At 66.0% G+C, this 22950-nt stretch carries 23 protein-coding genes; 22 read left to right on the top strand and 1 reads right to left on the bottom strand.

The window, feature by feature from the left end; genetic code table 11:
• Positions 1-7: 7 nt before the first annotated feature.
• Positions 8-364: a hypothetical protein gene (locus EVS81_RS13260; protein ID WP_130110787.1), complete on the top strand. Its 357-nt coding sequence runs from the start codon at positions 8-10 to the stop codon at positions 362-364.
• On the opposite strand, the gene EVS81_RS13265 is transcribed toward EVS81_RS13260, so the two are convergent.
• Positions 347-1226 (bottom strand): IS5 family transposase gene (locus EVS81_RS13265; RefSeq protein WP_130109595.1). Its coding sequence is split into 2 segments (ribosomal slippage): positions 347-868 and positions 870-1226, totalling 879 coding nucleotides; the frame shifts between segments, so codons are not numbered across the junction. The two genes, EVS81_RS13260 and EVS81_RS13265, sit on opposite strands and share 18 nt — an antisense overlap.
• A 171-nt stretch (positions 1227-1397) precedes the next feature.
• Between EVS81_RS13265 and EVS81_RS13270 the strand changes: the two genes are divergently transcribed.
• The 21 genes from EVS81_RS13270 (at position 1398) to EVS81_RS13365 (ending at position 22919) form a co-directional block, all read left to right on the top strand.
• Entirely contained in the window at positions 1398-1772 is a 375-nt protein-coding gene (locus EVS81_RS13270; RefSeq protein ID WP_240739856.1) for a helix-turn-helix domain-containing protein, read from the top strand.
• Positions 1773-1998: 226 nt separating this feature from the next.
• Positions 1999-3081 (top strand): ArdC-like ssDNA-binding domain-containing protein, encoded by a 1083-nt coding sequence (locus EVS81_RS13275; protein WP_205879341.1) that lies wholly within the window; start codon positions 1999-2001, stop codon positions 3079-3081.
• Positions 3081-3977, top strand: a complete 897-nt coding sequence (locus EVS81_RS13280; protein ID WP_130110789.1) for a bifunctional DNA primase/polymerase — start codon at positions 3081-3083, stop codon at positions 3975-3977. The genes EVS81_RS13275 and EVS81_RS13280 overlap by 1 nt, the downstream gene beginning before the upstream one ends.
• Entirely contained in the window at positions 3977-4669 is a 693-nt protein-coding gene (locus EVS81_RS13285) for a DUF2637 domain-containing protein (RefSeq protein ID WP_205879342.1), read from the top strand. Before EVS81_RS13280 ends, EVS81_RS13285 begins: the two co-directional genes overlap by 1 nt.
• Before the next feature lie 158 nt (positions 4670-4827).
• Complete coding sequence (locus EVS81_RS13290; RefSeq protein WP_130110790.1) at positions 4828-5097, top strand: hypothetical protein; 270 nt, start codon at positions 4828-4830, stop codon at positions 5095-5097.
• 75 nt (positions 5098-5172) lie between these two features.
• Positions 5173-6051: a hypothetical protein gene (locus EVS81_RS13295; RefSeq protein WP_130110791.1), complete on the top strand. Its 879-nt coding sequence runs from the start codon at positions 5173-5175 to the stop codon at positions 6049-6051.
• On the top strand, positions 6048-7115 hold the full coding sequence (locus tag EVS81_RS13300) for a ParB N-terminal domain-containing protein (RefSeq protein WP_130110792.1): 1068 nt from the start codon (positions 6048-6050) through the stop codon (positions 7113-7115). The genes EVS81_RS13295 and EVS81_RS13300 overlap by 4 nt, the downstream gene beginning before the upstream one ends.
• Before the next feature lie 80 nt (positions 7116-7195).
• The gene (locus tag EVS81_RS13305; protein WP_130110793.1) at positions 7196-7894 is read left to right on the top strand and encodes a hypothetical protein; all 699 of its coding nucleotides are present in this window, start codon (positions 7196-7198) and stop codon (positions 7892-7894) included.
• Positions 7895-8077: 183 nt separating this feature from the next.
• Complete coding sequence (locus tag EVS81_RS13310) at positions 8078-9085, top strand: M23 family metallopeptidase (protein ID WP_240740081.1); 1008 nt, start codon at positions 8078-8080, stop codon at positions 9083-9085.
• Positions 9082-9348: a DUF6112 family protein gene (locus EVS81_RS13315; RefSeq protein ID WP_130110795.1), complete on the top strand. Its 267-nt coding sequence runs from the start codon at positions 9082-9084 to the stop codon at positions 9346-9348. Before EVS81_RS13310 ends, EVS81_RS13315 begins: the two co-directional genes overlap by 4 nt.
• Positions 9349-9465: 117 nt before the next feature.
• Complete coding sequence (locus tag EVS81_RS13320) at positions 9466-9735, top strand: DUF6112 family protein (protein WP_024355940.1); 270 nt, start codon at positions 9466-9468, stop codon at positions 9733-9735.
• Between the two features lie 30 nt (positions 9736-9765).
• A complete protein-coding gene (locus EVS81_RS13325; protein ID WP_130110796.1) occupies positions 9766-11178 on the top strand; it encodes a TrbL/VirB6 family protein in 1413 nt (470 codons plus the stop codon).
• Between the two features lie 3 nt (positions 11179-11181).
• Complete coding sequence (locus EVS81_RS13330) at positions 11182-12645, top strand: SCO6880 family protein (RefSeq protein ID WP_130110797.1); 1464 nt, start codon at positions 11182-11184, stop codon at positions 12643-12645.
• Between the two features lie 12 nt (positions 12646-12657).
• Positions 12658-13479, top strand: a complete 822-nt coding sequence (locus EVS81_RS13335; protein ID WP_130110798.1) for a hypothetical protein — start codon at positions 12658-12660, stop codon at positions 13477-13479.
• A complete protein-coding gene (locus tag EVS81_RS13340; RefSeq protein ID WP_420813290.1) occupies positions 13440-14957 on the top strand; it encodes an ATP-binding protein in 1518 nt (505 codons plus the stop codon). Before EVS81_RS13335 ends, EVS81_RS13340 begins: the two co-directional genes overlap by 40 nt.
• A gap of 181 nt (positions 14958-15138) precedes the next feature.
• Positions 15139-16152, top strand: coding sequence for a DNA-processing protein DprA (dprA, locus tag EVS81_RS13345; RefSeq protein ID WP_130110799.1), 1014 nt, complete (start codon positions 15139-15141; stop codon positions 16150-16152).
• Complete coding sequence (locus EVS81_RS16145) at positions 16049-19246, top strand: RHS repeat domain-containing protein (protein ID WP_240740082.1); 3198 nt, start codon at positions 16049-16051, stop codon at positions 19244-19246. Before dprA ends, EVS81_RS16145 begins: the two co-directional genes overlap by 104 nt.
• A 249-nt stretch (positions 19247-19495) precedes the next feature.
• Complete coding sequence (locus EVS81_RS13350) at positions 19496-19978, top strand: hypothetical protein (RefSeq protein ID WP_240739857.1); 483 nt, start codon at positions 19496-19498, stop codon at positions 19976-19978.
• The gene (locus EVS81_RS13355; protein WP_130110800.1) at positions 19975-21792 is read left to right on the top strand and encodes a type IV secretory system conjugative DNA transfer family protein; all 1818 of its coding nucleotides are present in this window, start codon (positions 19975-19977) and stop codon (positions 21790-21792) included. The genes EVS81_RS13350 and EVS81_RS13355 overlap by 4 nt, the downstream gene beginning before the upstream one ends.
• A 47-nt stretch (positions 21793-21839) precedes the next feature.
• Entirely contained in the window at positions 21840-22304 is a 465-nt protein-coding gene (locus tag EVS81_RS13360) for a single-stranded DNA-binding protein (protein ID WP_130110801.1), read from the top strand.
• Between the two features lie 9 nt (positions 22305-22313).
• Positions 22314-22919, top strand: a complete 606-nt coding sequence (locus EVS81_RS13365; protein ID WP_130110802.1) for a hypothetical protein — start codon at positions 22314-22316, stop codon at positions 22917-22919.
• The last annotated feature ends 31 nt before the right edge of the window (positions 22920-22950 follow it).

The following is a 22950-nucleotide window of genomic DNA, read 5'->3' on the forward strand; positions in this document are numbered from 1 at the left end:
CGACTGCGTGAAGATCATTGTCATTCGTTCTGGCAGTTCAAGACTGTTTAGTGAGTTCGGATGTGTCCATGTCAATCTCGGTGATGTTGTTGTGTTGTCCGCGAACACACTCTGCGGCGCTGAACCTGAGGGACGAGTAACAACGACAACCCTGTACTTGGATCGAGATTATGTCGTTGACCAAGTGTTCTGGCAGCACGTCGCAGCTTTCGAAGACCGTCTCGATGCAGGCAAATATCTCGACACAAACTACGCAGAGCCGACGCAAGTAGTGCGCCTTGGTGAGGAACGAGCTGGAGTTCTCATGCCATGGTTAGACGAATTGACCGACCTGAGCGCAAAAGGGCTAGGGTATGTCTCGTAAATAGTTGAGCCAGGCTACGACCCCATTGAGGACGACCGCGGCCCGGTACACAATCGCGAGCTTGTCGTAACGGGTCGCGAGCCCGCGCCATTGCTTGAGCCGACAATAGCCACGCTCGATCACGTTCCTGCCCCGGTATTTCTCGGCATCAAATTTCGGTGGCCTGCCACCGGTACGGCCGCGGCGCTTTCGGTGTGCTTGCTGGTCGCGGGGCTCAGGAATGACCGCCTCGACGCGATGTTCTCGAAGATACTCGCGGTTCTTGCGTGACGAGTACGCCTTGTCACCCAAGACCGCATCGGGTCTGGTGCGGCGGCCGATCTGCACGTGCTCCATGAGCGGGACGAACATCGGCGAGTCCCCGTCTTGACCTGCGGTGCAGATCGTCACAAGCGGCAGACCCTGCCCATCGACCAGCTGATGCGTTTTCGTGGACAGGCCACCCCTGGAGCGGCCTACCGCGTGGTCAAGCGGCTCGATCAGCAGATTCTTGTAATTCGACGAATCCCTTTTTTAGGCGTGACACGTTCGTCGCGTGCTGATGCGCACGCGCGATCGTGGAGTCCACCGACACCGACCAGTCGATGAGTCCCTCGCGATCCGCGAGCGCGTGTAGCCGCTGCTGCACCTGATCCCAGGCGCCATCACCGGCCATGCGGCGGTGCCACCGCCATACCGTCTGCCACGGCCCGAACGCTTCGGGAAGGTCGCGCCACGCGATCCCGCACCGATACCGGTAGATGATGCCCTCGACCATCGTGCGGGCATCGGCGAACGGGCGGCCCTTTCTCCCGGTCGGGCCGGGCATCAGATCCGCGATGAGTTCCCATTGGTCATCCGAAAGGAGCTGGAATCGTGACATGACTCCACGATCCCAGCTCTATCAAGAAAATTTACGAGACACGCCCTAGCCTCAGAACACTTTTACCGAGTTCAATCGCTCTTGTCCGCCGTGCTCCATGTTGTCGTTCCGAATCTTGAGACGACTGGTCAGCGGAGAACCTCCACGCAACGCAGCACTGTCAATCCGACTATGCCTCGACATCGTGCGTTTCAACCATTGCGTCCAGAGGCTCGTAAAGCTGCAGAACTCCTTCGCCAAGATCTTGATCGACGGTGGTTGGTAAGTGAACTATCCGACCTAGTCCACCTGTCACCGTCTCAATTCAGACGCATATTCGTCGACGCATTCGGCAAATCACCTATTGCGTATTTGACAATGCTGCGTGCAGAACGGATGGCGCAATTACTTAGAGAAACCGACTTGCCAATCACTGCCATCGCGAGCGCGGTCGGATGGAGTGATCCTGACTTCGCGTCTCGTCAGTTCCGGCGTAGCGTCGGCGTCAACCCGAGCGAGTATCGGCGCATCAGCCACAAGACGCCATCACCGATGCACCCGGACTAAATGCGCGTGACGCCGGGGGAAACGGTCATGATCCGATGGTCGGATCACCGGGGTCTGCACTTCTGAGATAGTGCTGGGTTGACCACGTCGGGTTCAGTGATGCACCTGACGGTCGCCCACAATCTGTCCGTCGTCCGTCTCGATTGTCTTCTCTGAGTTCCTTCGCGCACCTTCTGGTCGCAGAGGTCACCCGCCGTGTGCGGAGACTTGCGGAAGGAGGACGATGATGGCGATCACCGAAGAAGCTCGGGCTGCGCGGGATGCGAAGCTCGACGCGCTACACGAACAGCTCACCGGCGCCGTGGAGTCGTTGGTGTCGGGTGAGGACTGGAAGCAGGCGTTGGAGTTCGCGGCCAGGTTTCGTGCCCGTTCGTTCAACAACACGCTGCTGATCTTCGTGCAGCATCAGGCTGCGTTCGAGGCAGGCCGGGTGCCGGAGCCGGTGCCGTCGTATGTGGCGGGATTCAAGCAGTGGCAGGCACTCGGCCGGCGAGTCTCGAAGGGCCAGTCAGGGTACATGATCCTCGCCCCGGTCACGGGCCGGTTCGCGTCGTTCACGCCGAAGGCGGCGGAGTCGTGGCGCAGGCTCGGTCGGTTTGAGAAGCCGAAGCCCGGTGAGGCGGTGCGGTCGCGCATGGTCGGTGTCCGCCCCGCCTATGTCTGGGATGTCTCGCAGACCGCCGGCGATCCGATCCCTACCCCACCATCCCCGCGGCTCCTGGAAGGCGAGGCGCCCGACGGGCTTTGGGAGGGCATCACCTCGCAAGTCGAGGCGCAAGGGTTCACCGTGATGCGGGTGCCGCACGAGGGCGTGATCCTCGGCGCCAATGGCCTCACCGACTTTGGTGCGAAGACAGTGGCGGTGCGGGAGAACATGCCCGACGCCGCGCAGGTGAAGACTCTCGTGCACGAGCTAGCCCACGTTCTCCTCCACGGGCCGGACAATCCTGACGCGACAGGGCATCGCGGAATCGGTGAAGTGGAGGCGGATTCGGTGGCGTTGATGGTCGCTGCCGCGCACGGCATGGACACCAGCGATTACACAGTGCCATATGTGTCCGGGTGGGCGGCAACGGTGCCGGAGAAGTCCCCGGTCGAGGTCGTCCAAGCCACCGGCGAACGAGTCCGCAAGACCGCTGCCGCGATTCTTGATCAGCTCCCGACGGTGCAGCTGGGCAACGGTGATCCTCCCGGCCTCGCCCGTGACATCCCCGCGAGGAAGCCTCCCGTGGCGACGGTTGAGGCGGCTGCTGATTCGTTGGCTGAGGAACCACGCCATCCGGTCGCATCCTCATCGAGGAGTCTCTGATGGGTGCCGTTGATCTGTTCTCCGAGATCAGCCGGGTGCCGCTCCACGAGGCCGCAGCACGGTTCGCGGCGGCGGGGGTTCCGGTGTTTCCGTGTGTGCCGGGTGAGAAGCGGCCACTGGTGCGCCGCGGCTTCCACGACGCCACCGCTGACCCCGCCCAGATATCGGAATGGTGGTCGAGGTGGCCGTCCGCGAACATCGGCATCCCCACGGGTGCGGCGTCCGGGTTGGAGGTCATTGATGTCGACGTGCACGCCACTGGCACCGGCTTCCCTGCGTTTCGCAATGCACACCATGAAGGCTTCGCCGCAGGGTGGGCTGCGCTCGTGCGTACGCCCTCGGGCGGGCTCCACGCTTATTACCCGGCAGACCCGGAGCGGTCGCAGTCTTCGCGGCAAGTGGCGCGGGCGCATGTTGATTTCCGTGGTGACGGCGGCTACATCATCGCCCCGCCCTCTCGCGTGCTCCGCCCCGGCGGGGTGCGTGCCCCGTACCGGCTGATCGTCGCCGGCAACAGCCCAATGCCGGTGGATGCGGTGCGGTTGCGCGAGTTCCTCGACCCTCGCACGCCGATCCCGCTCGAACGTGCCCGTGCTCTACGTTTGGAGCGGCGGGGTTCGGATGCGAAGGTGCTCGCGGGATGGGTGGCGGGGCGCGGTGAGGGTGAGCGGAACCGGGGCCTGTTCTGGGCCGCGTGCCGTCTCGCCGAAGCCGGAACCTCACCGGATGCGACGCTCGAAGCTCTCGGTCCGGCGGCTGAACATGCGGGGCTGGGGTCGCGAGAGATCATGGCGACGATCCGCTCCGCCTATCGCACCACCCATCCCGCACCCCGAACTGCAGAACCCGTGGATCAGCGTCGTCTCGTGCGCGAATCTCCAGGACGGGTGCTCTGATGAGCACCGCGGAGACGGTGATGCCGCGGGGTCGCCGGTTGGCGGTGGTGACGGCGATCACGGGCACGGTGTTCATCGCAGGCGGGGCGTTCTGGCTGTCGTTCACGGCGCTTGCTGATCTGGCGCGTCGGTCTGGGACTGACGTGGGGCAGGCGTGGGCGTGGCCGTTGATCGTGGACGGCATCATCGTCGTCGCGACCGTCGCCGTCGTCGCCCTCGCCAGTCAGCACCGACCCACCTTATACCCCTGGACGCTGCTTGCCGCGGGGGCTGTGGTGTCGGTGACTGCGAACGCGATCCACGCGATCATCGCCGCCGACACCGATGTCCCCAGTGTGCTCGCCGCGTCGGTCGCTGCGATCCCGCCGCTGGTGCTGCTGGCAATCACGCACCTCACCGTCATCCTCACCCGCCCCATCCCGTCCGTCACGGAGGTAAGCGAGACAACGCCGGAGTTGCCTCCGGCCGTACTGACTGAGGTGAAGACCGATGATGTCGTGCTGGGGCTGGAAGACGCGCCCACGCCCTCGCTACCGGTCGCGGTGGGGTCGGTGAGTGAGCGGCGGGCGGAGGCGGCGCAACTGCGGGAGGTGGAGGGGTGGTCGAACAAGCAGATCGCCCGGCACCTGGGGGTGCACCCCTCGACCGTGGGTCGCTGGTTCGGTGCTGAAGCGAAGGAGGAGACACCGTGAACGACGTTGCAGAGACGAACCACACCGAGTTGCAGGAGGCAAGAATCGAGCCGAGTGACGCGGCGGAAGCGGAGCGTTCGGCGTTCGCTGTGCATCGCGACCCCTCACTCACCAGAGGCACTGATTCTGGTTCGCGAGTAGGGCGCGGAATCGCATGGGTGCGGCCGAGTGATCTGATCGCATCGAGCACCGCCCGGATCGCCGGCCGCGGCATCAACCTCCAGACCGAGCTCGCGCATCGTGCCCGCCGCGCACCAAGACGCGCCTACCGGGCGACCCGAACTGGTGTCCGTGACTATCGGGATCGCCGCGTCGAACGGGCGGTGCCCGGTGGGGCGTCGGTGTTTGAGCCGTTCGACGTGTTCGAGCCGCAGGAGCGGCATCGTTCTTCGTCGTGGGTGCGACCGTCTGGGATCGGGCTGGGGTGAGGACCCGTGTTCCGGGATGCGCCGGGCCAGGCTGACGGGGATGCGGTGCGCACCTTCCTGTCAGGAGGTGCCACCATGCCACAACATCACGACCCCGATCACGATCACAGTCGACGCAATCGCCGGCGCGGTTTCGAGAACTCCGAACGACTCCGAGAACTCCTCACCCGCCTCGACATCGACGGGCCGGGCGCCTGGCGCAGCGACCCGGAAGCGGCAGCCCTCATGCGGCACGCCGCTCAGAAGTATGCGGCTCTCGCGAGGAAGCATGGGCTTGACCCGTGGGAGGCGGCAACAGCGGCGTTCGAGGCGATGCGCACCGCCGCTGTCCGCCGGGCGGATGATCCGTGGGCGGTCATCACCCGTGCCGTGCAGATCACCTGCATCGCGGAGAACCGTGCGAACGGGCTGCTGTGCTCGGTGCATCAAGCACGCCGCCCCAGGTACTCGAGTTTCCATGACGCCGAGCGCTTCTCAGACCGCGAGAACCCTCTCACCGACTACCACCCCGCGTTCCGCGCCGACCCCTTCACCGACGATGAGGAAGATGCTGACGACGAGACGCACGACTCGGGGGCGACGGGTGTGGAGTCTGCGGTGGAGGACACCATCGCGTTGCTGTGCTGGCATGGGTGGGAGCCGGAGATGGCGCGTGCCGCGGTGGAGTGCATCTGCGCACGCCTGGCCGAATCCGTCTCTCGTGCCGGCGCGTATGAGTCTTTGCGTCGGGATCGTCACGCCCGTGCCCTCCTCGACATCCCCGCCCCGTCTTGGTATCGGCTGCTGCGCATCATTCTCGGTTCACCCGATGCGCACCTGGTCGGCACGAATGCGGCGCGCGGGGTGCTGTTGCGGCTGCTGATCGGCGATTCCCTCCGCCACCTCATCACCGATAGCGAGTTGGAGACGGCGATCAAGGTCGCCGCTCCCGGCACAATGCGGGGCCGGCCGTGAGCGAGCCAGGCCATATCGAGCTGGAGCGGGCGGTCGATTCGATCTGGGCAGGCCGCCGTCACCGGGAAGACTACGGCGACCTCGATTCCCTCGTGGCCTCGATCATGCGGGATGGGTTGTTGCAGCCGATCACGATCACCCCTGATGGGATGCTGATCTGCGGTGCCCGCCGTCTCGCCGCGATCCGCAAACTCGGGTGGAAGACCGTGAACGTGTGGGTGCGATCCGGTATCTCCACCCCGCTCGGGCAGCTCCTCGCAGAGCAGGACGATAATCTTCTCCACAAGCCGCTTACCCGCACTGAGGAAGCGACCCTGTATGCCGAGCTGAAAGCGCTCATGGCCCAGGATGCGGCGGGTCGTCAGGAAGCGTCACGGTTCACCTCGAAACAAGAAAACCCCAGGTCACACGGTGCCGCCACCGTGGCGGCACCGCAAAAGGGCGAAACCCGTCAGCAAGCCGCGCTCATGGTCACCGGCCGCAACTCCTACACCTCACTGGAACGCATCAACGAACTGCAGCAGATCGCCGCTGACCTCTCCCAGGCCGAGGATGTGCGGGAACGGGCGTCCCGTGAGCTTGAGCGGATCGACGCGGGCGAGTCGATCACCGGGGCGCAGCATCGCATTCGTGCCGCGCAAGCTCTCGCCGAACTCGACACCCTCGCCACCGACCCGACGCAACCAGCAGGTATCCGTGACGCCGCCGCAGCAGGCGCCGCACGCCTCAGAGACCTGGAACAAACGGCACGACCTGCGGACCTGCAACGGTTGGCGGAGATCGCGGTCGAGCGGGCGAAGACCGCGACGAAGAAGCGCCCCAACCAGCTCGCATCCGCGCGCCTGCGCGCCGTCGAGGAACCAGTACGGGAGTTTCTGCCGGTGCGTTCGTTCGTCTACCTCTGGGATGAACTCTCCACCTGGACTGAACGCTACGACCCCACAGCTATCGGCCCCGCCCTCTCCAACGAGCAATGGGTGATGTTCGAGCACGCCGTCACCATGACGATCGCATTCCTTGATGCCGCGCGTGCTGCACGGAACGCGCGCCGCGACACCGCCTGAACCCACCCGCATCCCTTCCATTCATGGGCGCGTGAGTGCACCTGTCTGGTGATCCGCTCACTGTCGGGAAGGACACCAGGATGGACCCCACAGAACGCCGCCGCCGCACCATGCTCATCGCCGCCATCACCGGCGGCCTCATCCTGCTCATCCTCGTCGGCGTCGGCGTCTACGGCCTCATCCGAGGACCACACACCACCGAACCGGGAAGCGCAGCTCCGACGGACAGCCCAGCAGCGACGCACCCGGCAGACAGGTCGCCAGCCGGGCCGGAGCCGGTGGTCGCGACAAGTGGGCCAGAGGAGTTCGCCGTCGCGGTCGCGAAGGCGCTGTTCACCTGGGATACGGCCAGTGGATACGGGCCTGCCGACTATGCGCAAATGCTTGCCGATGTCAGCGCTGACGAGGAGGCTGACGCCGCAGCCTCCGATGTGCGCTCCTATCTGCCGAGCCAGGAAGCGTGGGCGCAGTTGCGCACGCATCAGACGAGGCAGTGGCTTTCCATCGACACCATCGAGGTCCCGGTCGTGTGGGAGGACGCGATGGCGCAGGCGGCGCCGGGGCAGATTCCCGACGGCACGATCGCGTACACGGTCACGGGCACTCGCCACCGCACCGGCTACTGGGGCACCGACCCAGTCACCACCACTCATGAGGTGGCGTTCACCGTCTTCCTCACCTGCACACTCGAACGAGACCCAGCACCGCCGTCTGCTGATTCGGTCACTGAGACCTGCGCGCTCTTGCGTCTGTCGCAGCTCGACAACCCGCTGCGGTGACCGATCATGCTCAAGAAACTCCTCGCCACCCTCGCCATCGCCGCGGTGTGCTTCGGCCCCGCCACCGCGCTCCTGTCCGTCGCTGTCCTCGCGAACCCTGCGGTCGCCGCGTGCGCACCGGGATCGTTGATCGTGGGGCCGATCCCTGACTCGCTTACCGCGACCACGAAGAACGGTGAGACGGTGACGTTGAACCGTCAGCAGCTCACCCACGCGGCCACGATCATCACTGTCGGTGGGCAAACCGACGGGGCGGGGCGTCCTGGGGTGGTGATTGCGTTGATGGCGGCGCTCACCGAGTCGTATCTGCGGATGCTCGCCAACACCGGCGCCTACCCCGAATCGGCGAACTACCCCAACGACGGTGACGCGTCAGACCACGATTCGCTGGGGCTGTTTCAGATGCGCCCGCAAGCCGGATGGGGCACCGTCGCAGAACTCATGGACCCGAACTACCAGGCTCGCGCGTTTTACGGTGGATCGGCCGGACCCAACTACCCTTCACCGCGGGGGCTTCTCGATATTCCAGGGTGGCAGCAACTCGACCCCGGCGAAGCAGCGCAGGCGGTCGAGGTGTCGGCGTTCCCGGATAGGTATCAGAACTATCAGCCGGTCGCCGAAGCGATCCTCACCGCCCTCACCCGTCCCGCGCCCTCAAACGGTGGTGGCGGTGGCGGTGGCGAGGTCGTGGTGCCGGAGACCACCCGCGTCGTGTTCCCTCTGCCGGAGGGTACCTGGGTGCGGACGAGTGCGTTCGGGTGGCGCACCGACCCGATCACCTTCGAGCAGGCATTCCACTCCGGCAGCGACTTCGCCGCCGCTGACGGCACCCCGATCTTCGCCGTCGCCGACGGGATCGTGACTCACGCCGGATACACCGGTTCCTGGGGCGGGCTCATCATTATCGAGCACACCGTCGGCGGGGAACGTGTCGCGTCATACTACGCGCATATGTGGGAGTACGGCATCCATGTCACCGAAGGGATGACCGTCACCGCCGGGCAGCACATCGGCGATGTCGGCTCCTCCGGGAAATCCACCGGCCGCCACCTCCACCTCGAAATCAGGCCCGGCGGCACCGGGCAGCCGGCGATCGACTCCGACCAATGGCTCACCGACCAAGGAGCGGAAGGCATCACCGGCGGCACCAGTTCCCGAGCATCCTGCACGCTGGGTGGGGGTGAGCGCTGATGGTGTTCCCCGACTTCGGGGGCGTCGGCGCCGAAGGCGACCTGCGCACCGTGATCGGTGCGCTGCTGATGTTCGTGCTCATCATCGCCGTGCTGATGCTGATCGTCTCCGCAATCGTTTGGGCTATCGCATCCTCCGCTGGCAACGCGCATACCGCCACCAAAGCCCGTATGGGTGCCTGGGTTGCCCTCGGTGCCGCCGCCCTCGCCGGAGCCGGGGTCGCCTGGGTGAACTTCCTCCTCGGTATCGGCGAGAACCTGTAACGCACACTCCGGGGTCTGGTGCCGCGGGCACAGCTCGCACCGTTCCCGGTGAGCAGAGGTGCACCTGGCTGGCAAGTCCGCCTTCGTAGTGGCGGTGTGAGCTAAAAGGAGCCTCCTGTGATTGATATAGATCCGAACGGCACCGGGCTTCCCGGTATCGAGCAGTTGCGCATCATCGTCGGCGCGGTGATGACTGTCGGTCTGATCCTGTCCGTCCTCGCATTGATTGTCTCGGCGATCGTGTGGGGCTTCGGTGCGAACAGCAGTAACCCGCATCTCGCGTCGCGCGGGAAGGTCGGGGTGCTCGTGTCGTGTGGGGCGGCGATCATCTGCGGAGCCAGCGTAACGCTCATCAACTTCTTCTGGGGCGTCGGCCAAGCCGTCTAACCCCAACGTTTCCGTGGGAAGGAGGTTGCGATGAGTGTGTGTGATGTGCCGGTGATCTCTGCCGTGTGCGAGACCGTCGGACAAGGCGCTGCGACGTTGATTGCGGCACCGTTCGACTGGCTCGCCCAAGCGATGGGAGGCGCCGCAGCCTGGTTGTTCGAGGCCGTCTGGGCGGTGTTTGACACCACCACCCTTGTCGATGTCACCGACGAGGGCTACATCGGGGTGTACAACATCCTGTTCGGGGTGGCGGTCTTCGTGGTGCTGATCTTCTTCTGCCTGCAACTGATCACCGGCCTCATCCACCGCGACCCCACCGCCCTCACCCGCGCCGCGCTCGGAGCTGCGAAAAGCATCCTCGGCTCCTTCGTCGCCATCGGCCTCACCGGACTGCTCTTAGAGATTACGGATCAACTCGCGATCGGGATCGTGCAAGCCAGCGGCAACACGATGGAGGGCATCGGCGACCGCATCACTCTCCTTGCGGCCGGGTTCGCGGGGATCAACATCGCCGCCCCTGGTGTCGGGGCGATTGTCACGATCTTCCTTGCAGGCCTCGCTATCAGTGCGGCTGCGATCGTGTGGTTCTCTCTCCTGATTCGCAAAGCCCTCCTGCTGGTGGCGATCGTGTTCGCACCCATCGCCCTCGCCGGATTCTCCTGGGATGCCACCAAAGGATGGTTCGGAAAGTGGGCGACGTTCGTGATCGCCCTGATCCTGTCGAAGCTCGTCCTCGTGGTGATCTTCCTCGTCGCCATCACCCAAGTCAGTGCGCCGATCGAGCTTGATCTTGCGTCGATCAGCGACCCCATCGCCGGAGTCGTCCTTATGTTCATCGCCGCGTTCGCCCCGTACATGACGTACAAGTTCCTCTCCTTCGTCGGGTTCGATATGTACCACTCGATGAGCGCCGAACAAGAAGCCAAGTCCGCGCTCAACCGCCCCGTCCCGGTGCCGTCCGCACCGAAGGCCGATGGTGCGAAGAAGGTGCTCGACGGCGCCGGCGACAAGAGCAGTGGTGCGGCACCCTCAGGTGGTGGCACCCCACCCGGAGCAGCAACCGCATCGGCCGGTGGTGGCGGGGCTGCGGCGACCGGTGGTTCTGGCGCTGCCGCCGGTGCTGGTGCAGGGGCGGGAACTGCAGGCGGTGGTGCGGGCGCGGCTGGTGCCGGGGCCGGTGCGGGGGCCGCCGCGGCGGGCCCTGCGGCTGCGGTCGTGATCGGCGCGCAAGTCGCGAAAGCCGCTGCGACCGCGGGACCGAAACTTGGTGGCGCTGTCGGTGGTGCTGCGGAAGGTCACGCGGCCGGTGCCGGTGAGACCGTGCAGCCGGCACCGCCTCCCGCACCGAACCACACACCCACGGCACCGACCGCTTCGCCTCCGGTGCCCCCGGCGAAGCAGACTCCGCCGCCGGCTCCGAAGCCACCGATTGGGAAGGAGTAACCGATGTCGAACCAGCAGAGCACGATGGAGTTCGGGTTGCGGGCCGTGCAGTTCTCCCGCCTCACCCGCCGCGGCATCCTCCTCGGCCTCTCCCTCCCACAACTCATCGTCCTCGCCATCGGCGTGCTCTCCATTGTTGGTGCCCTCTACGCAGGTGGCGGCATCCTCTTGGCCTGGACCGCTCCCATCTGGCTCCTCTCCGCAGCCCTCGCGTGGACACCGGTTGGGGGCAGGAAGCTCATCGAATGGGTACCTGTGACCTTTCGGTGGGTCGCCCGCACACAGGCCCGGCAGATCGTGTTTCGGCGTAGGATCGTGAAACCCCGGCCTGCCGGAACCCTCGCACTCCCGGGCGATGCGGCAGCCCTCCGGGAGTGGGAAGACCCGGAGACGGGGGCGGCGATGATCCACGACCCCCACAATCAGACGCTCACCGCAATCATCGCGGTGTCACATCCCGCGTTCGTGCTCCTCGACCCCGGCGAACAAGAACGCCGCGTCGCCACCTGGGGCCGGGCACTTGCCACCACCTGCCGATCCGGGAGAATCGCCCGCCTCCAAGTCTGCGAACGAACCCTCCCCGACGGTGGCTCCGGCCTGGTCGAATGGTGGCGACAGCACGGGCGCGATGACGGGTCATGGACCTCGACGGTCTACCGGGAACTCATCGACCGTGCCGGTCCCGCTGGGGAACGTCACGCGACGACGATCAGTCTCGCCCTCGACCTGCGCGCGGCAGCCCGTCAGGTGCGGACGAACGGGGGTGGGATCAAGGGTGCGGCTGCGGTGTTGCGGCAGGAGATGACGACGCTCGTTACGGCGCTGCGTGCAGCGGAACTCACCGTCGGCACCTGGCTCACCCCCAGCGAGGTCGCCGTGATCCTCCGCTCCGCCTACGACCCCGCGACCGCAGCGCTCCTCGAACGTCACGGCGAGATCGGGAGGAGCCTTGCGACTGCGGGGCCGGTCGCGGTCACCGAGTCGTGGGATCGGCTGCGGTCGGACTCCGCGCACCACGCGGTGCTGTGGATTAGCGAGTGGCCGAGGTCGCAGGTGTATCCGGGGTTCCTCGCCCCGGTGTTGCTGTCGTCTGGGATTCAACGCTCGTTCTCGCTGGTGTGTACGCCGATCCGGTCGGATCAGGCGGCCAGGGACATCAGGAAGAAGAAGACCGAGCTGATCTCGGATGCGGCGCAACGCTCCAAGATGGGGCAGATCGAAGATGCCTCCCAAACCGCCGAATACGGTGACGTGCTCCAACAAGAAGCCGACCTCACCGCAGGTCACGGCGTCCTCCGCTACACCGGCCTCATCAGCGTCTCCGCCCCCACCTCAGAGGAACTGGATACCGCGGTCGCGGCGATCGAGCAGGCCGCGATCCAAGCATCCTGCGAAACCCGCCGCCTGGTCGGGCAGCAAGCCCAAGCCTTCACCGTCGCAGCGCTCCCGCTGTGCCGCACCGTCTGACAGGAGCACGTTATGCCGACTTTCCAGAACCCGACCGCCGACGCTGCGGAAGCATCCGAAGCGCTCCGGGGGCTTGCGCACGCGTCCCGAGTGTTCGAGGACCCCGCCGACACCTATACGGTGCTCGGTGATCTGCTTGCCGGGGTGCGATCGCTCCACCAGGTGCTCGACCAGCTCGCGACCGCCCACGTCACGCACCGGGTTCGCGCGCACGACGATGCCGGTGATCAGTCGGTCGGCGCAACCTACGCGCTGGCTGCGACCCGGGATTTACAGCAGGCCGCCGAGTTGCTGGACGGGGTGCTGTACCGAGTGGATCAGGCAATGGTGGCCTCCGGGCAGATCGCCTGGCACCCCGAACCCACAGTCCCACCGTCAGTGTCGAGGTGGGTGAGCGTGGTGTTCCTGCAAGGGCAGGACGCCGACGAGGTTCTAGCGATCATCGACCGTGACGGCACGGACGCGGCGATCGAGCACCTGGCCGGGTACGACTACGGGGAAGACACCGTGCAGGCTGCGCTCGTGAATGGGTACGTCTACGACACCCCTCCGACCGGGGCGTTGGACAAGACCGCGACCAGGGACGTGTACACCCTCACCTACAGCCCGTTCCTCGGGCATGTGGGACTGCTCCGCCAACACGACGCGATCCCCGACCCCGCCCTCCTCGACATCGACACCTCCAAGCCTGTGCCGCACCCCGGACATGACCTATCGCACGCCGCGTCGAACCGTTCGCTGTCGCGCCGTGCTCGGCGTCAGGAGATGGTGGAGGAGGACGATGAGTGGGGGCCATCACGTTCGGGGTCGGTGCCTCCGGGGCGGTCGCTGTGACCGACAATGACCGCCGGCTCCACACCGCCGCGCTGGTCGAACCCGCCGGGGAACGGCGCCGACACCGCCGAGCACGTAAACACGCCGCTACGAAGATCGAAACCGACGCACGCGCACACGAACAAGCGATGGAACGCGAGCGAATCGCGGCAGAACGTGCCGAACGCCGCAACACCACCTATCTTCCTGCCGCTGGTGAACCCGGAGCCGCGACGCTCAGGACACCCGGGCGATTCCGGTTACCCCGACATCAGGACACCTCCGCAACCCTCGCCGGCGCCTACCCGTTCCTCGCGGAAGGTGGCCTCGGCGCGGACGGGGTATTCATCGGGCAAGACCTCTACTCCGGAGGTTCGTTCGTCTACGACCCCTGGACACTGTATGCGCGCGGCATCATCACCGCTCCGAACATCGTCCTGGCAGGCATCGTCGGCTCCGGCAAGTCCTCCCTCGCGAAGTCCCTCTACACCCGGTCGATCCCATTCGGGCGCCGCGTCTACGTGCCCGGTGACCCGAAAGGCGAACACACTGCGGTTGCGGAAGCCGTTGGCGGGCGGGCGATCGTCCTCGGGCATGGGCTGCGGAATCGTCTCAACCCGCTCGATGAAGGGCACCGCCCCGGCGGTCTCTCGGATGCGGAATGGGCAGCACAGGTCGCCTCCCGGCGCAGGGAGTTGATTGGTGCGTTGGCGGAGACGGTGCTGGATCGGGTGTTGTCACCGTTGGAGCACACGGCGATCGACCTTGCCCTCCAAGAGGCTGTCCGATCCAGCGAGGTGCCGATCCTGCCGATGGTCGTCGACCGGATCCTGAATCCCAATCCCGCAACCGACATCGACGGCCGGCTTGCCGAAGACGGTCGTCTCGTCGGCCACGCCCTCCGCCGTCTTGTCGCGGGCGACCTCGCGGGCCTGTTCGATGGGCCATCTACGGTCAGGTTCGACCCATCACTGCCGATGGTGTCGCTCGACCTGTCGCGGGTTGCGGAGAACTCGACGCTGATCTCGGTGTTGATGACCTGCTCTTCGGCGTGGATGGAGTCGGCGTTGATGGACCCGAATGGTGGGCACCGGTGGGTGATCTACGACGAAGCCTGGCGTCTCATGGCCTACCCAGCGCTCCTGAAACGCATGGATGCACAGTGGCGGTTGGCGAGGCATTACGGGATCGCGAACATGCTGATTTTCCACAAACTCACTGACCTCGACAACGTCGGCGACCAAGGTTCCGCGATGCGTGCCCTCGCCAACTCACTCCTGGCGAACGCGGAGACGCGGATCATCTACCGGCAAGAACCCGACCAGCTCGGAGCCACCGCCGCAGCCCTCGGCCTCACCGGCACCGAACAGAAACTCCTCCCGAGCCTGGGCACCGGGCAAGGGCTGTGGCGGATCAAGGAACGCTCCTTCGTCGTGCAACACCAACTCCACCCGGCGGAACTCGCCGCGTTCGACACCACGGCACGGATGAAGGGGTAAGTGCTCAGGTTCAGGATTTCTGAACCCTGAATCCGCGCCGGTCCGCCGATCTCAACCGATCCGTTGACGCGTGTGAGGGTACATGTTCCCGCTGTCACCGGTTCATACACAGCGATCGCCTCGGCGTGCGGGGTCGTACCTATCCCTCGACTGATCCACCACGACCGAGGGAGACGCACCGATGGACACGATCAATGAACTGGCGGCCGAGGAGCGCACCGCGAGGATCATCCTCGCGCTCGCTTCCGAACCCGGCGACTCGGTCACGGGGCGGATGATCCGCACCGTCGGAGCATCCGAGACCGTCGCGCGGGCCATCGCCGACGAGGCGCCGTCGGGGCCTGACGGGGATACCTGGCAGCGGCACCTCGCGCCTCGCATCGACCCATACCAGGTGCGACGGGTGCTCGCAGAGACGGAGCGTCACGGGATGCGGGTACTGATACCCGGCGATGCGCACTGGCCGGCCGGGATCGACGTACTCGGGGATCGTGCGCCGGTGGCGCTGTGGACCAAGGGCGACACCGAAGTGTTGACCGGACCGCTGTGGGATCGCCTCGCCATCACCGGTGCGCGTGCATCCACCGGGTACGGGGAGCATGTCACGACGGAACTGGTGCAGTCAGCGGTCGCGGACTCGCGAACCGTGCTCTCCGGTGGTGCCTACGGCATCGACGGTGCCGCGCACCGTGCAACCCTCACATCACGCGGTTCTACGATCGCAGTGCTCGCCGGCGGCCTGGACCGCCCATATCCGTCAGGGCACACCGATCTGCTCGCCCGGGTCGGCAAGGACGGGCTGTTGCTCAGTGAGTTGCCGCCGGGTGCGGCGCCAACAAAGTGGCGATTCCTGCAACGCGGCAGGCTCCTCGCCGCGCTCTCCGGCACCGTCGTCGTTGTGGAAGCCGGGTATCGGTCCGGTACGCTCCACACCGCCGCCCGCGCGATTGAGCTGGGCCGACCCGTCGGTGCAATCCCGGGACCGCTCACCAGCGCGACATCCGCAGGATGCCACCGGCTGTTGCGTGATGGGCTCGGATCGATCATCACCGGGTACGACGATGTGCGCGAGCTGCTGCACGAGGTTCGTGATGGGGCGCACCGTGCGGTACGGGAGCGGGCGGGACTCGAGGACGCACCGCTCGATCAGAAGACACCTGGACCGGGGCGGCGGCCGCACGGACCCGGCTTATGACGTCGAGGGTCGGGGTGGTGCACCTGCTGTGAAGGCGACCCGATGTTGGGTTGCTGCTCACCAGAACGTCAGGAGGTACCTCGTGTCAGGATCACTCGTCCACATTCCGCAGCCGGTGGCTGCGCCACCACCGACCAGGCTGAGGCGATGGCTGTCCGTCCTCCTCGCCCTGTTCCTGCTCGCCGGATCGTTTGCGCTCAGTGCGCAGCCTGCGCACGCCGCGAGTGAGGGCGTCGGCTACTGGTCTGACGGTGCGTTCCTCGGCGCGTACAACACCGGCGTCGATGGCCGGCAGGCGTACTGCGCCGATCTCCACGCTGACGCGCCGTACGGGAACACGGCGGGGCCGGAGCGGATTACGTCGCTGGATTCGCTGTCGCGTCAGCAGCTCGCCGAGATGAACTATGTGCTGGATCGGTGGGGGCAGTCCGGTGATGCGAATGTGACGGCGGCGGTGGCCTTGTATGTGTGGTCGGTCGCGAGCCCTGGCATGTACAACTCGCACGGCATGTCCGGTGACGATTACTACGTCGCCCGCGCACCCGCGTCGGAGCGGGGCACAATCCTCGCGAACCTCTCAACGATGCGACAGGAGGCGGCAGTGAACGCGGTGACCGACCCGTCGTTGTCGCTCGCGTTGGATATGGCGGATCAGTACAACGGCACCCTCACCGTCACCGCCCACCCCGCATCTCTCACCGGGAGCGCGTCGCTCACGAATGCGGTGTTCACGGACGGGGCCACGACGCGGAATCTCGCTGTCGGTACGCACCCGATCACCGGCACCCCCGCCGACGGGGTGCCGTCGTACAAGATTGGCGCGTCGATGAACATCGCCGCCGCCGGGTACGGTGCCGCACTTGACCTCTATACGACGCCTGGAAAGCAGCGTCTCGTAGCCGCCGTCGCAGGCTCCTCCACGGGACTGTCGGCGTCGGTGGAGTCCCCGGTGATCGAGCTGGACTTCCAGCCGGAGATCACCACCCAGGTCGCCTCCCGCTTCGTTGCTGAGGGTGATGCGTTCGTGGATGGGCTGACGGTCACGGTGTCGAAGGGCACCTGGATTCACCTCAACGGCGCACCTATCGAGGTGACCGCGACCGGCACCCTGTATGGGCCGTTCGATGAGCAGCCCACCGAATCAGACACCCCACCCGCCGGCGCACCCATCACAGGCACCGAGACCGTGACGCTCACGGAGGCGGGGTCGTACACGTCACCGGGCACAATCACCGCACCCGAGTCCGGGTTCTACACCTGGGTGTGGGCCATCGACAGGGACGCGCACGGGGAGAACGCGAAGTACCTCACCGACTCGTTCACCGACCGGTTCGGACAGGTTGCAGAGACCTCGGTGGTGCCGTTCCAGCCCGTCGCCGTCTCCGAAGCCGACCAGCGCCTCGCCGTCCCCGGTGACGCGCTGACGGACACGATCACCGTATCCAGCTCGAATGGTGCGTGGTTGAAGAAGGACGGCGCGCACATCCCCGTGGTGTTCGAGGGCACCGCCTACCAAGTCCCCGGCACGCTACCCCCGACGCAGAACACGGTCATCGACTCGAACGCCGTACCCCTCGGCACCGTCACGGTCACGGCGGATGGCCCCGGTGTCTATACCTCGCCGTCGGTGGTGGCACCGTCGGGTGGTTTCGTGACGTGGGTGTGGGAGGTCAAGAAGTCATCGCAGCCGGAGTGGGTGCTTGACTATCTCGCCGCCGACTGGCAGGACGACTACGGCATCAATGTCGAGACGACGTCGGTGCGGTGGCCGATCACGGTGGCCTCCTTGATGCGGGAGTACAACGTTCACCCCGGCGGGCGGGCGTTCGATGTCGTCACCGTCAGCGGGCTCCCGGCGAACCACGGTGACTTCACCGGCGATGGCTACTGGAACGCCGACCTCGACGTGCTCCGCCACACCGTCTACGGTCCGTTCGCTACCGACGCGGAGCTCACGGATGACCTCGACCTCACCACAGCCCCGGTGCTCGCAGAACTCACGACGCCGGCACGGAACGGGGTCTACAAGCTCGGCTACACCGATGACGACAAGATCGTGCCAACCGAGCCTGGGTTCTATGTGCTTGTGACGACGTTCGAGGGTGACGACCGCGTGCAGCCCTACCAGTCATCTCCGACGGATGTGCTCGAACGCTTCTACGTCCCACCGACCGGCACGGAAGTGCCGGTGACGGTAATCACGCAGGCAACACCGGAAGCGCTCGTCGGCGAACCGTTCTCGGACACAGCGCTCGTGCAGGGCACGAAGATTCCGGACGGCGCATACCTGGTTTTCCGGGCCTACGGGCCGCATCCGGCAGAGACCGGGGCGGTGTGTGAGTCGCCGTTCTACGTCAGCGACGAGATCCCCGTCAGCGGGGCCGGCATCTACAGTTCTGGCACCACCACGGCGGACGCTGCGGGGAATGTGTTTTGGGTCGAAACCCTCTACGCCGCCGACGGCGACGTGATCGCCGAGGGTACGTGTGGGGCGCCGGGTGAAACGACGGTCGTCACCGAGCAGCCGGACGAGCTGCGGGTGAAGACGAACGCGGTGCCGACGGTGGTGCTGGGTGAGCCGGCGCATGATGTCGCAACCGTCACCGGAACCGTCCCTGAGGGTGCGCGGCTCGTGTTCGAGGCGTATCGGCAGCACACGGATGAGGCGCTGTGCACGGCGGAAGAACTCGTGTTCACCTCCGCCGTGATCGACCTGAACGGCCCCGGCGAACACTCCTCTGACGAGGTGATCTTCGATCAGGTCGGCACCTATTACTGGGTGGAGACCGTGATCGACCAGGACGGACTCATCCTGCACCGCGGCCTGTGCGGTGCACCCGATGAGACCACCACCGTCACCCCAGTGCCGGAGACGCCGGAGGAATCCGGCAAGCCGGATGAGCTGGCACAGACCGGCGGTGGTAACTGGTGGCCGCTCGGCCTCGCCGGTGGCCTGATCGCCGCCGCAACCGGTGGCGTGTTGCTGTTCGGTCGTCGCCTCGCGATCGCCCGCGAACGAAATGGGTACGTCCGCGAGGAAGACATGCCGTTCGAGGAGTTCAAAGCCCAGTTCGAGGGAGCAAAGGAGGAGTAACCACAGGCGGCTGACCCGCTGGCGCCCCCACTATGGCGGGTCAGCACGGGAGGGCACGAACCACCCCCAGGTTCGTGCCCTCCCACCTTTCTGCGTGCGGGGGCGCGGGCGCACCTGCATGGCGACTGCTGTTCATCGTGGAAGGACCCGCCTGTGACCCCGAAACCCCGCTACCGCCGGACCAACCCCGACGCTCAGCCCCCGGCAGCACCTGTGCCTCCGAGTGGTGAGCCGGTCATCGTGCCGGCGGTGGAGTTCACCATCAGTGCGGACGGAGCGATGACCGTCACCGTCGACGGGGCACCGTATCTGCCGGAGCCATTCGCGCCAGGATGGCGACGCGAATCATTCCCCGCGATCCTTGACGCTCTTGCTGCGCGCTACCGGACACCGTTGCGGGTGCAGGTGCGGGAAGCGGACGGGTCAACATTCACCGACATCATCACCCCACCACGCGAACGCCCCGCCGCGAGACCCTGGGAACGACCCGCACAGGAGGTGGCGGCGCCGCCTGTAGCTGCTGTGCAGCCGGTGTTGCATCAGGTCGCAGGTTCCGGGTTCGTGCCGGGTGAGGATGTCGCGGTCGCGATCATCCACGCCCACTCAGACGCCAGCCCCGACGGCACCGCCCGCGCCCTCCTCACTACAGAGCAAGCGGCGACTGCGGTGACGGGTGAAGTAATCCTCCTCGGCCGCATCTCGGGCACCATCACCGTCAGCAGGCTCCCATGAGCACCCCCAGGCAGGGCGGAGCGCTTGGTGATGAGCTCGCCAACCTCGGCATCATCGCCCTCATCGTAGCCGTCGTCGTCGCCGTCATCCTCCGTGCCGCTGGCACGGTGACCGCGTGGGTCACGGGTGTCACTCAGCCGACCGGCGGCATCGACGCTGGTCTCGGCGTGCTCCTGCATCCCACTGACCCGGGCACTGCGCTTGGTGCCGATGGGCTGAACCCCGTCGTCTACTGGGTCGTCGCTGGGCTGTTGATCGTCAGCGCTGGTGTTGTGGGCTGGTGGGTGTGGCGATTCTTCCGCGAGCATTCACGGCAGGCGAGGGTTGATCCGTATCGGATCGTAGGGATCGCGACCCGCACCGATGTCACCACGACCGCATCGGAGAAAGCACTCCTACGCCGGGCCGGGCAACTCCGCCCCTCACTGTCAAAGCCCGTTGCTCAGGATGTCGGCTATCTGCTTGGTGCCTCACGGGGTGTGGACGTGTGGGCAAGTGTCGAGGACTCGATCCTGCTGATCGGACCACCCCGCTCCGGCAAGGGCCTGCACGTCGTTATAAACGCGATAATCGATGCACCCGGAGCGGTCGTCACCACCTCCACCCGTCCGGACAATCTCACCGCCACCCTCACTGCCCGCAGCGTCCAGGGGCGGCCGGTCGCGGTGTTCGACCCGCAACACCTCGCCGAAGGGGTCCCTGCGGGGCTGCGGTGGTCGCCGATCCGGGGGTGTGAGGACCCGTTGACGGCGATGATTCGCGCCACCGGTCTTGCCGCAGGCACCGGCCTGTCTGCTGGTGGTGTCGAAGGCGGTGACTTCTGGGAAGGGAAGACCCGCACTGCCCTCCAAGCCCTCCTTCACGCGGCAGCGCTCGATCACCGCACCCCGGCAGAGCTGTTCCGGTGGACTCTCGACCCCGCTGCTGCTTCCGATGCGGTCGCGATCCTCACAGCAAACCCGATGGCTGCGACGGGGTGGGCGGACTCGTTGCAGGCGATGATCGACTCCGACCCCCGCACCCGGGACTCGATCTGGCAGGGCGTCTCCCTTTCGCTCGCTGCCCTTGCCGACCCACGGGTGCTCGACGCCGTCAGCCCCGGCCCGGATGAGCGATTCGACCCAGAAGAGTTCCTGCGCAAGCGTGGCACGGTCTACCTCCTCGCCACCGGGGCGGGGGCGAACAACAGTGCGGCGTTGGTGTCGGCGTTCGTGGAAGACCTCGTTGAAGCCGCCCGACGCCTCGCCGCCAGATCACCATCCGCCCGACTCGACCCGCCCCTGTTGCTTGCCCTCGATGAGATCGGCAACCTCGCCCCGCTCCCATCCCTGCCGACGCTGATGGCCGAGGGCGGAGGTACGGGGATCACGACGATGCCCGTGTTGCAGTCGCTCGCGCAGGCCAGGGAGAAGTGGTCGGAGAACGCGGCCGGTGCGATCTGGGACGCCAGCATTGTGAAGATCATTCTCGGTGGGGCATCCAACAGCCGCGACCTCCAAGACCTCACCACGCTGATCGGTGAGCGCGACGAGATCACCGATTCCACCACTATCGGCGACCAGGGCTCCCGCTCCGCGCAACGCTCCATCCGGCGGGTGGACATCATGCCACCCGACGTGATCCGCACCCTCCCATTCGGAACGGGCCTCATCCTGTTGCGTGCCGCCCCACCCATCGTCGCGAAACTCCGCGCCTGGACGGGGCGCAAGAACGCGGGCGAGCTGCAATCGCAGCGCCGCGGGGTGGAGGAGCTGCTGCAGCACGGCGTCCCAGCATCGGCTGGCGGGCAGGGGGCTGCGGGCGCACCTGAGTGACAGAACACCCCGAACTGCGGGGTGTCGATCATCACGAGGAGTGTCCAATGGCCATCCACACGCAAGAGTCCCTGTCCGGATTCATCGCTTCCGAACCTCACCTGTCGTTCACCGAGAGAGGTGATGCGCGCCTGTTCGTGAAGATCGGGCAGGAGCATTACCGCCGCGAGGACGACGGATCGTTCACGCAGACCGAGACCACGTTCCACGACCTCGTCGCGTTCCGGAAGACCGCCGAACGCGCCCATCAGCGCTTCGCGAAAGGCGACAAGTTCGTCGCCGAGGGCTACACCCACCACTACGACCGCACCGACGACAACGGGCAACCAATCAAGGTCGAAGAGTTCGTCGCGAAGAAGATCGGACACGACCTCGCCCGCACCCGCTACACCGTTGACCGGCCTCGGCGTGCTCAAGAGCACGACTCGCTGGATGCCGGAATCGAGGATGCGGCGCTGTCTCCCGACGCGCCGCGTCGCACCTCGGCTACTGCCACTGCGGTCGTGAGGTGAGGGCGGATCATGGTCGATGAACTGCCCGAGACCGGTGAAGTCGATCCGGGTGAGGTTGCGGAGGACGAGTTCGATGAGAGCTACGACCCCGACACTGATGCCCCCGGTCAGGACGAGGACCAGGCTGGGCCTCCGGGGCCGGTGAACTGGAACCTCCTCACCGCAGATGCCGCAGAGGAAGAATGGCTGGCACTCAACGAATGGGTGCACTGGCTCCGCCACACCTACGGCCTCCCCGTCGCGGTGATCCCGCCATTCTGGCACCGCCACCCAGGACTGGTGTGGGAGCTGTCCGCGCTGCACATCCATTGGCTATGCGCGATCCACCCCGAAGCCAAAGGCTCCGCGATGCTCGTCTGGCACCGCGACTTCACCGAAGCCCAAGAACGACTCCGGCACTGGACCGCCGCCTGCGGCACCCGCCTCACCACCGATCGCCCTACACGCCGCATCGCCTGGCCTGGCGAACCCGACACCGACCCCGTCGAAGACACCGTCATCCCCAACCGGGAAGAAAACTTCGTGGAATACATACACGCCGACGTGGAAGCACGACGACGTGCAGAGGACCAGTTCATCGCGGGCCTTGTCCTGAGCACGGGAGAAGTCCTGTGAGTGAGCCTGTTCACGAGGATGAAAGCCCCGA

The sequence above is a fragment of the Leucobacter triazinivorans genome (genome assembly GCF_004208635.1).
Taxonomy (GTDB): Bacteria; Actinomycetota; Actinomycetes; order Actinomycetales; family Microbacteriaceae; genus Leucobacter; species Leucobacter triazinivorans.

Bases quoted from the DNA above. Each gene is read 5' to 3' on its own strand.
- EVS81_RS16145 (WP_240740082.1), top strand. From the start codon at position 16,049: ATGGGGCGCACCGTGCGGTACGGGAGCGGGCGGGACTCGAGGACGCAC.
- EVS81_RS13330 (WP_130110797.1), top strand. From the start codon at position 11,182: ATGTCGAACCAGCAGAGCACGATGGAGTTCGGGTTGCGGGCCGTGCAG.
- EVS81_RS13270 (WP_240739856.1), top strand. From the start codon at position 1,398: ATGCCTCGACATCGTGCGTTTCAACCATTGCGTCCAGAGGCTCGTAAA.
- EVS81_RS13355 (WP_130110800.1), top strand. From the start codon at position 19,975: ATGAGCACCCCCAGGCAGGGCGGAGCGCTTGGTGATGAGCTCGCCAAC.
- EVS81_RS13275 (WP_205879341.1), top strand. From the start codon at position 1,999: ATGGCGATCACCGAAGAAGCTCGGGCTGCGCGGGATGCGAAGCTCGAC.
- EVS81_RS13365 (WP_130110802.1), top strand. From the start codon at position 22,314: ATGGTCGATGAACTGCCCGAGACCGGTGAAGTCGATCCGGGTGAGGTT.
- dprA (WP_130110799.1), top strand. From the start codon at position 15,139: ATGGACACGATCAATGAACTGGCGGCCGAGGAGCGCACCGCGAGGATC.
- EVS81_RS13325 (WP_130110796.1), top strand. From the start codon at position 9,766: ATGAGTGTGTGTGATGTGCCGGTGATCTCTGCCGTGTGCGAGACCGTC.
- EVS81_RS13335 (WP_130110798.1), top strand. From the start codon at position 12,658: ATGCCGACTTTCCAGAACCCGACCGCCGACGCTGCGGAAGCATCCGAA.
- EVS81_RS13295 (WP_130110791.1), top strand. From the start codon at position 5,173: ATGCCACAACATCACGACCCCGATCACGATCACAGTCGACGCAATCGC.
- EVS81_RS13285 (WP_205879342.1), top strand. From the start codon at position 3,977: ATGAGCACCGCGGAGACGGTGATGCCGCGGGGTCGCCGGTTGGCGGTG.
- EVS81_RS13305 (WP_130110793.1), top strand. From the start codon at position 7,196: ATGGACCCCACAGAACGCCGCCGCCGCACCATGCTCATCGCCGCCATC.
- EVS81_RS13280 (WP_130110789.1), top strand. From the start codon at position 3,081: ATGGGTGCCGTTGATCTGTTCTCCGAGATCAGCCGGGTGCCGCTCCAC.
- EVS81_RS13360 (WP_130110801.1), top strand. From the start codon at position 21,840: ATGGCCATCCACACGCAAGAGTCCCTGTCCGGATTCATCGCTTCCGAA.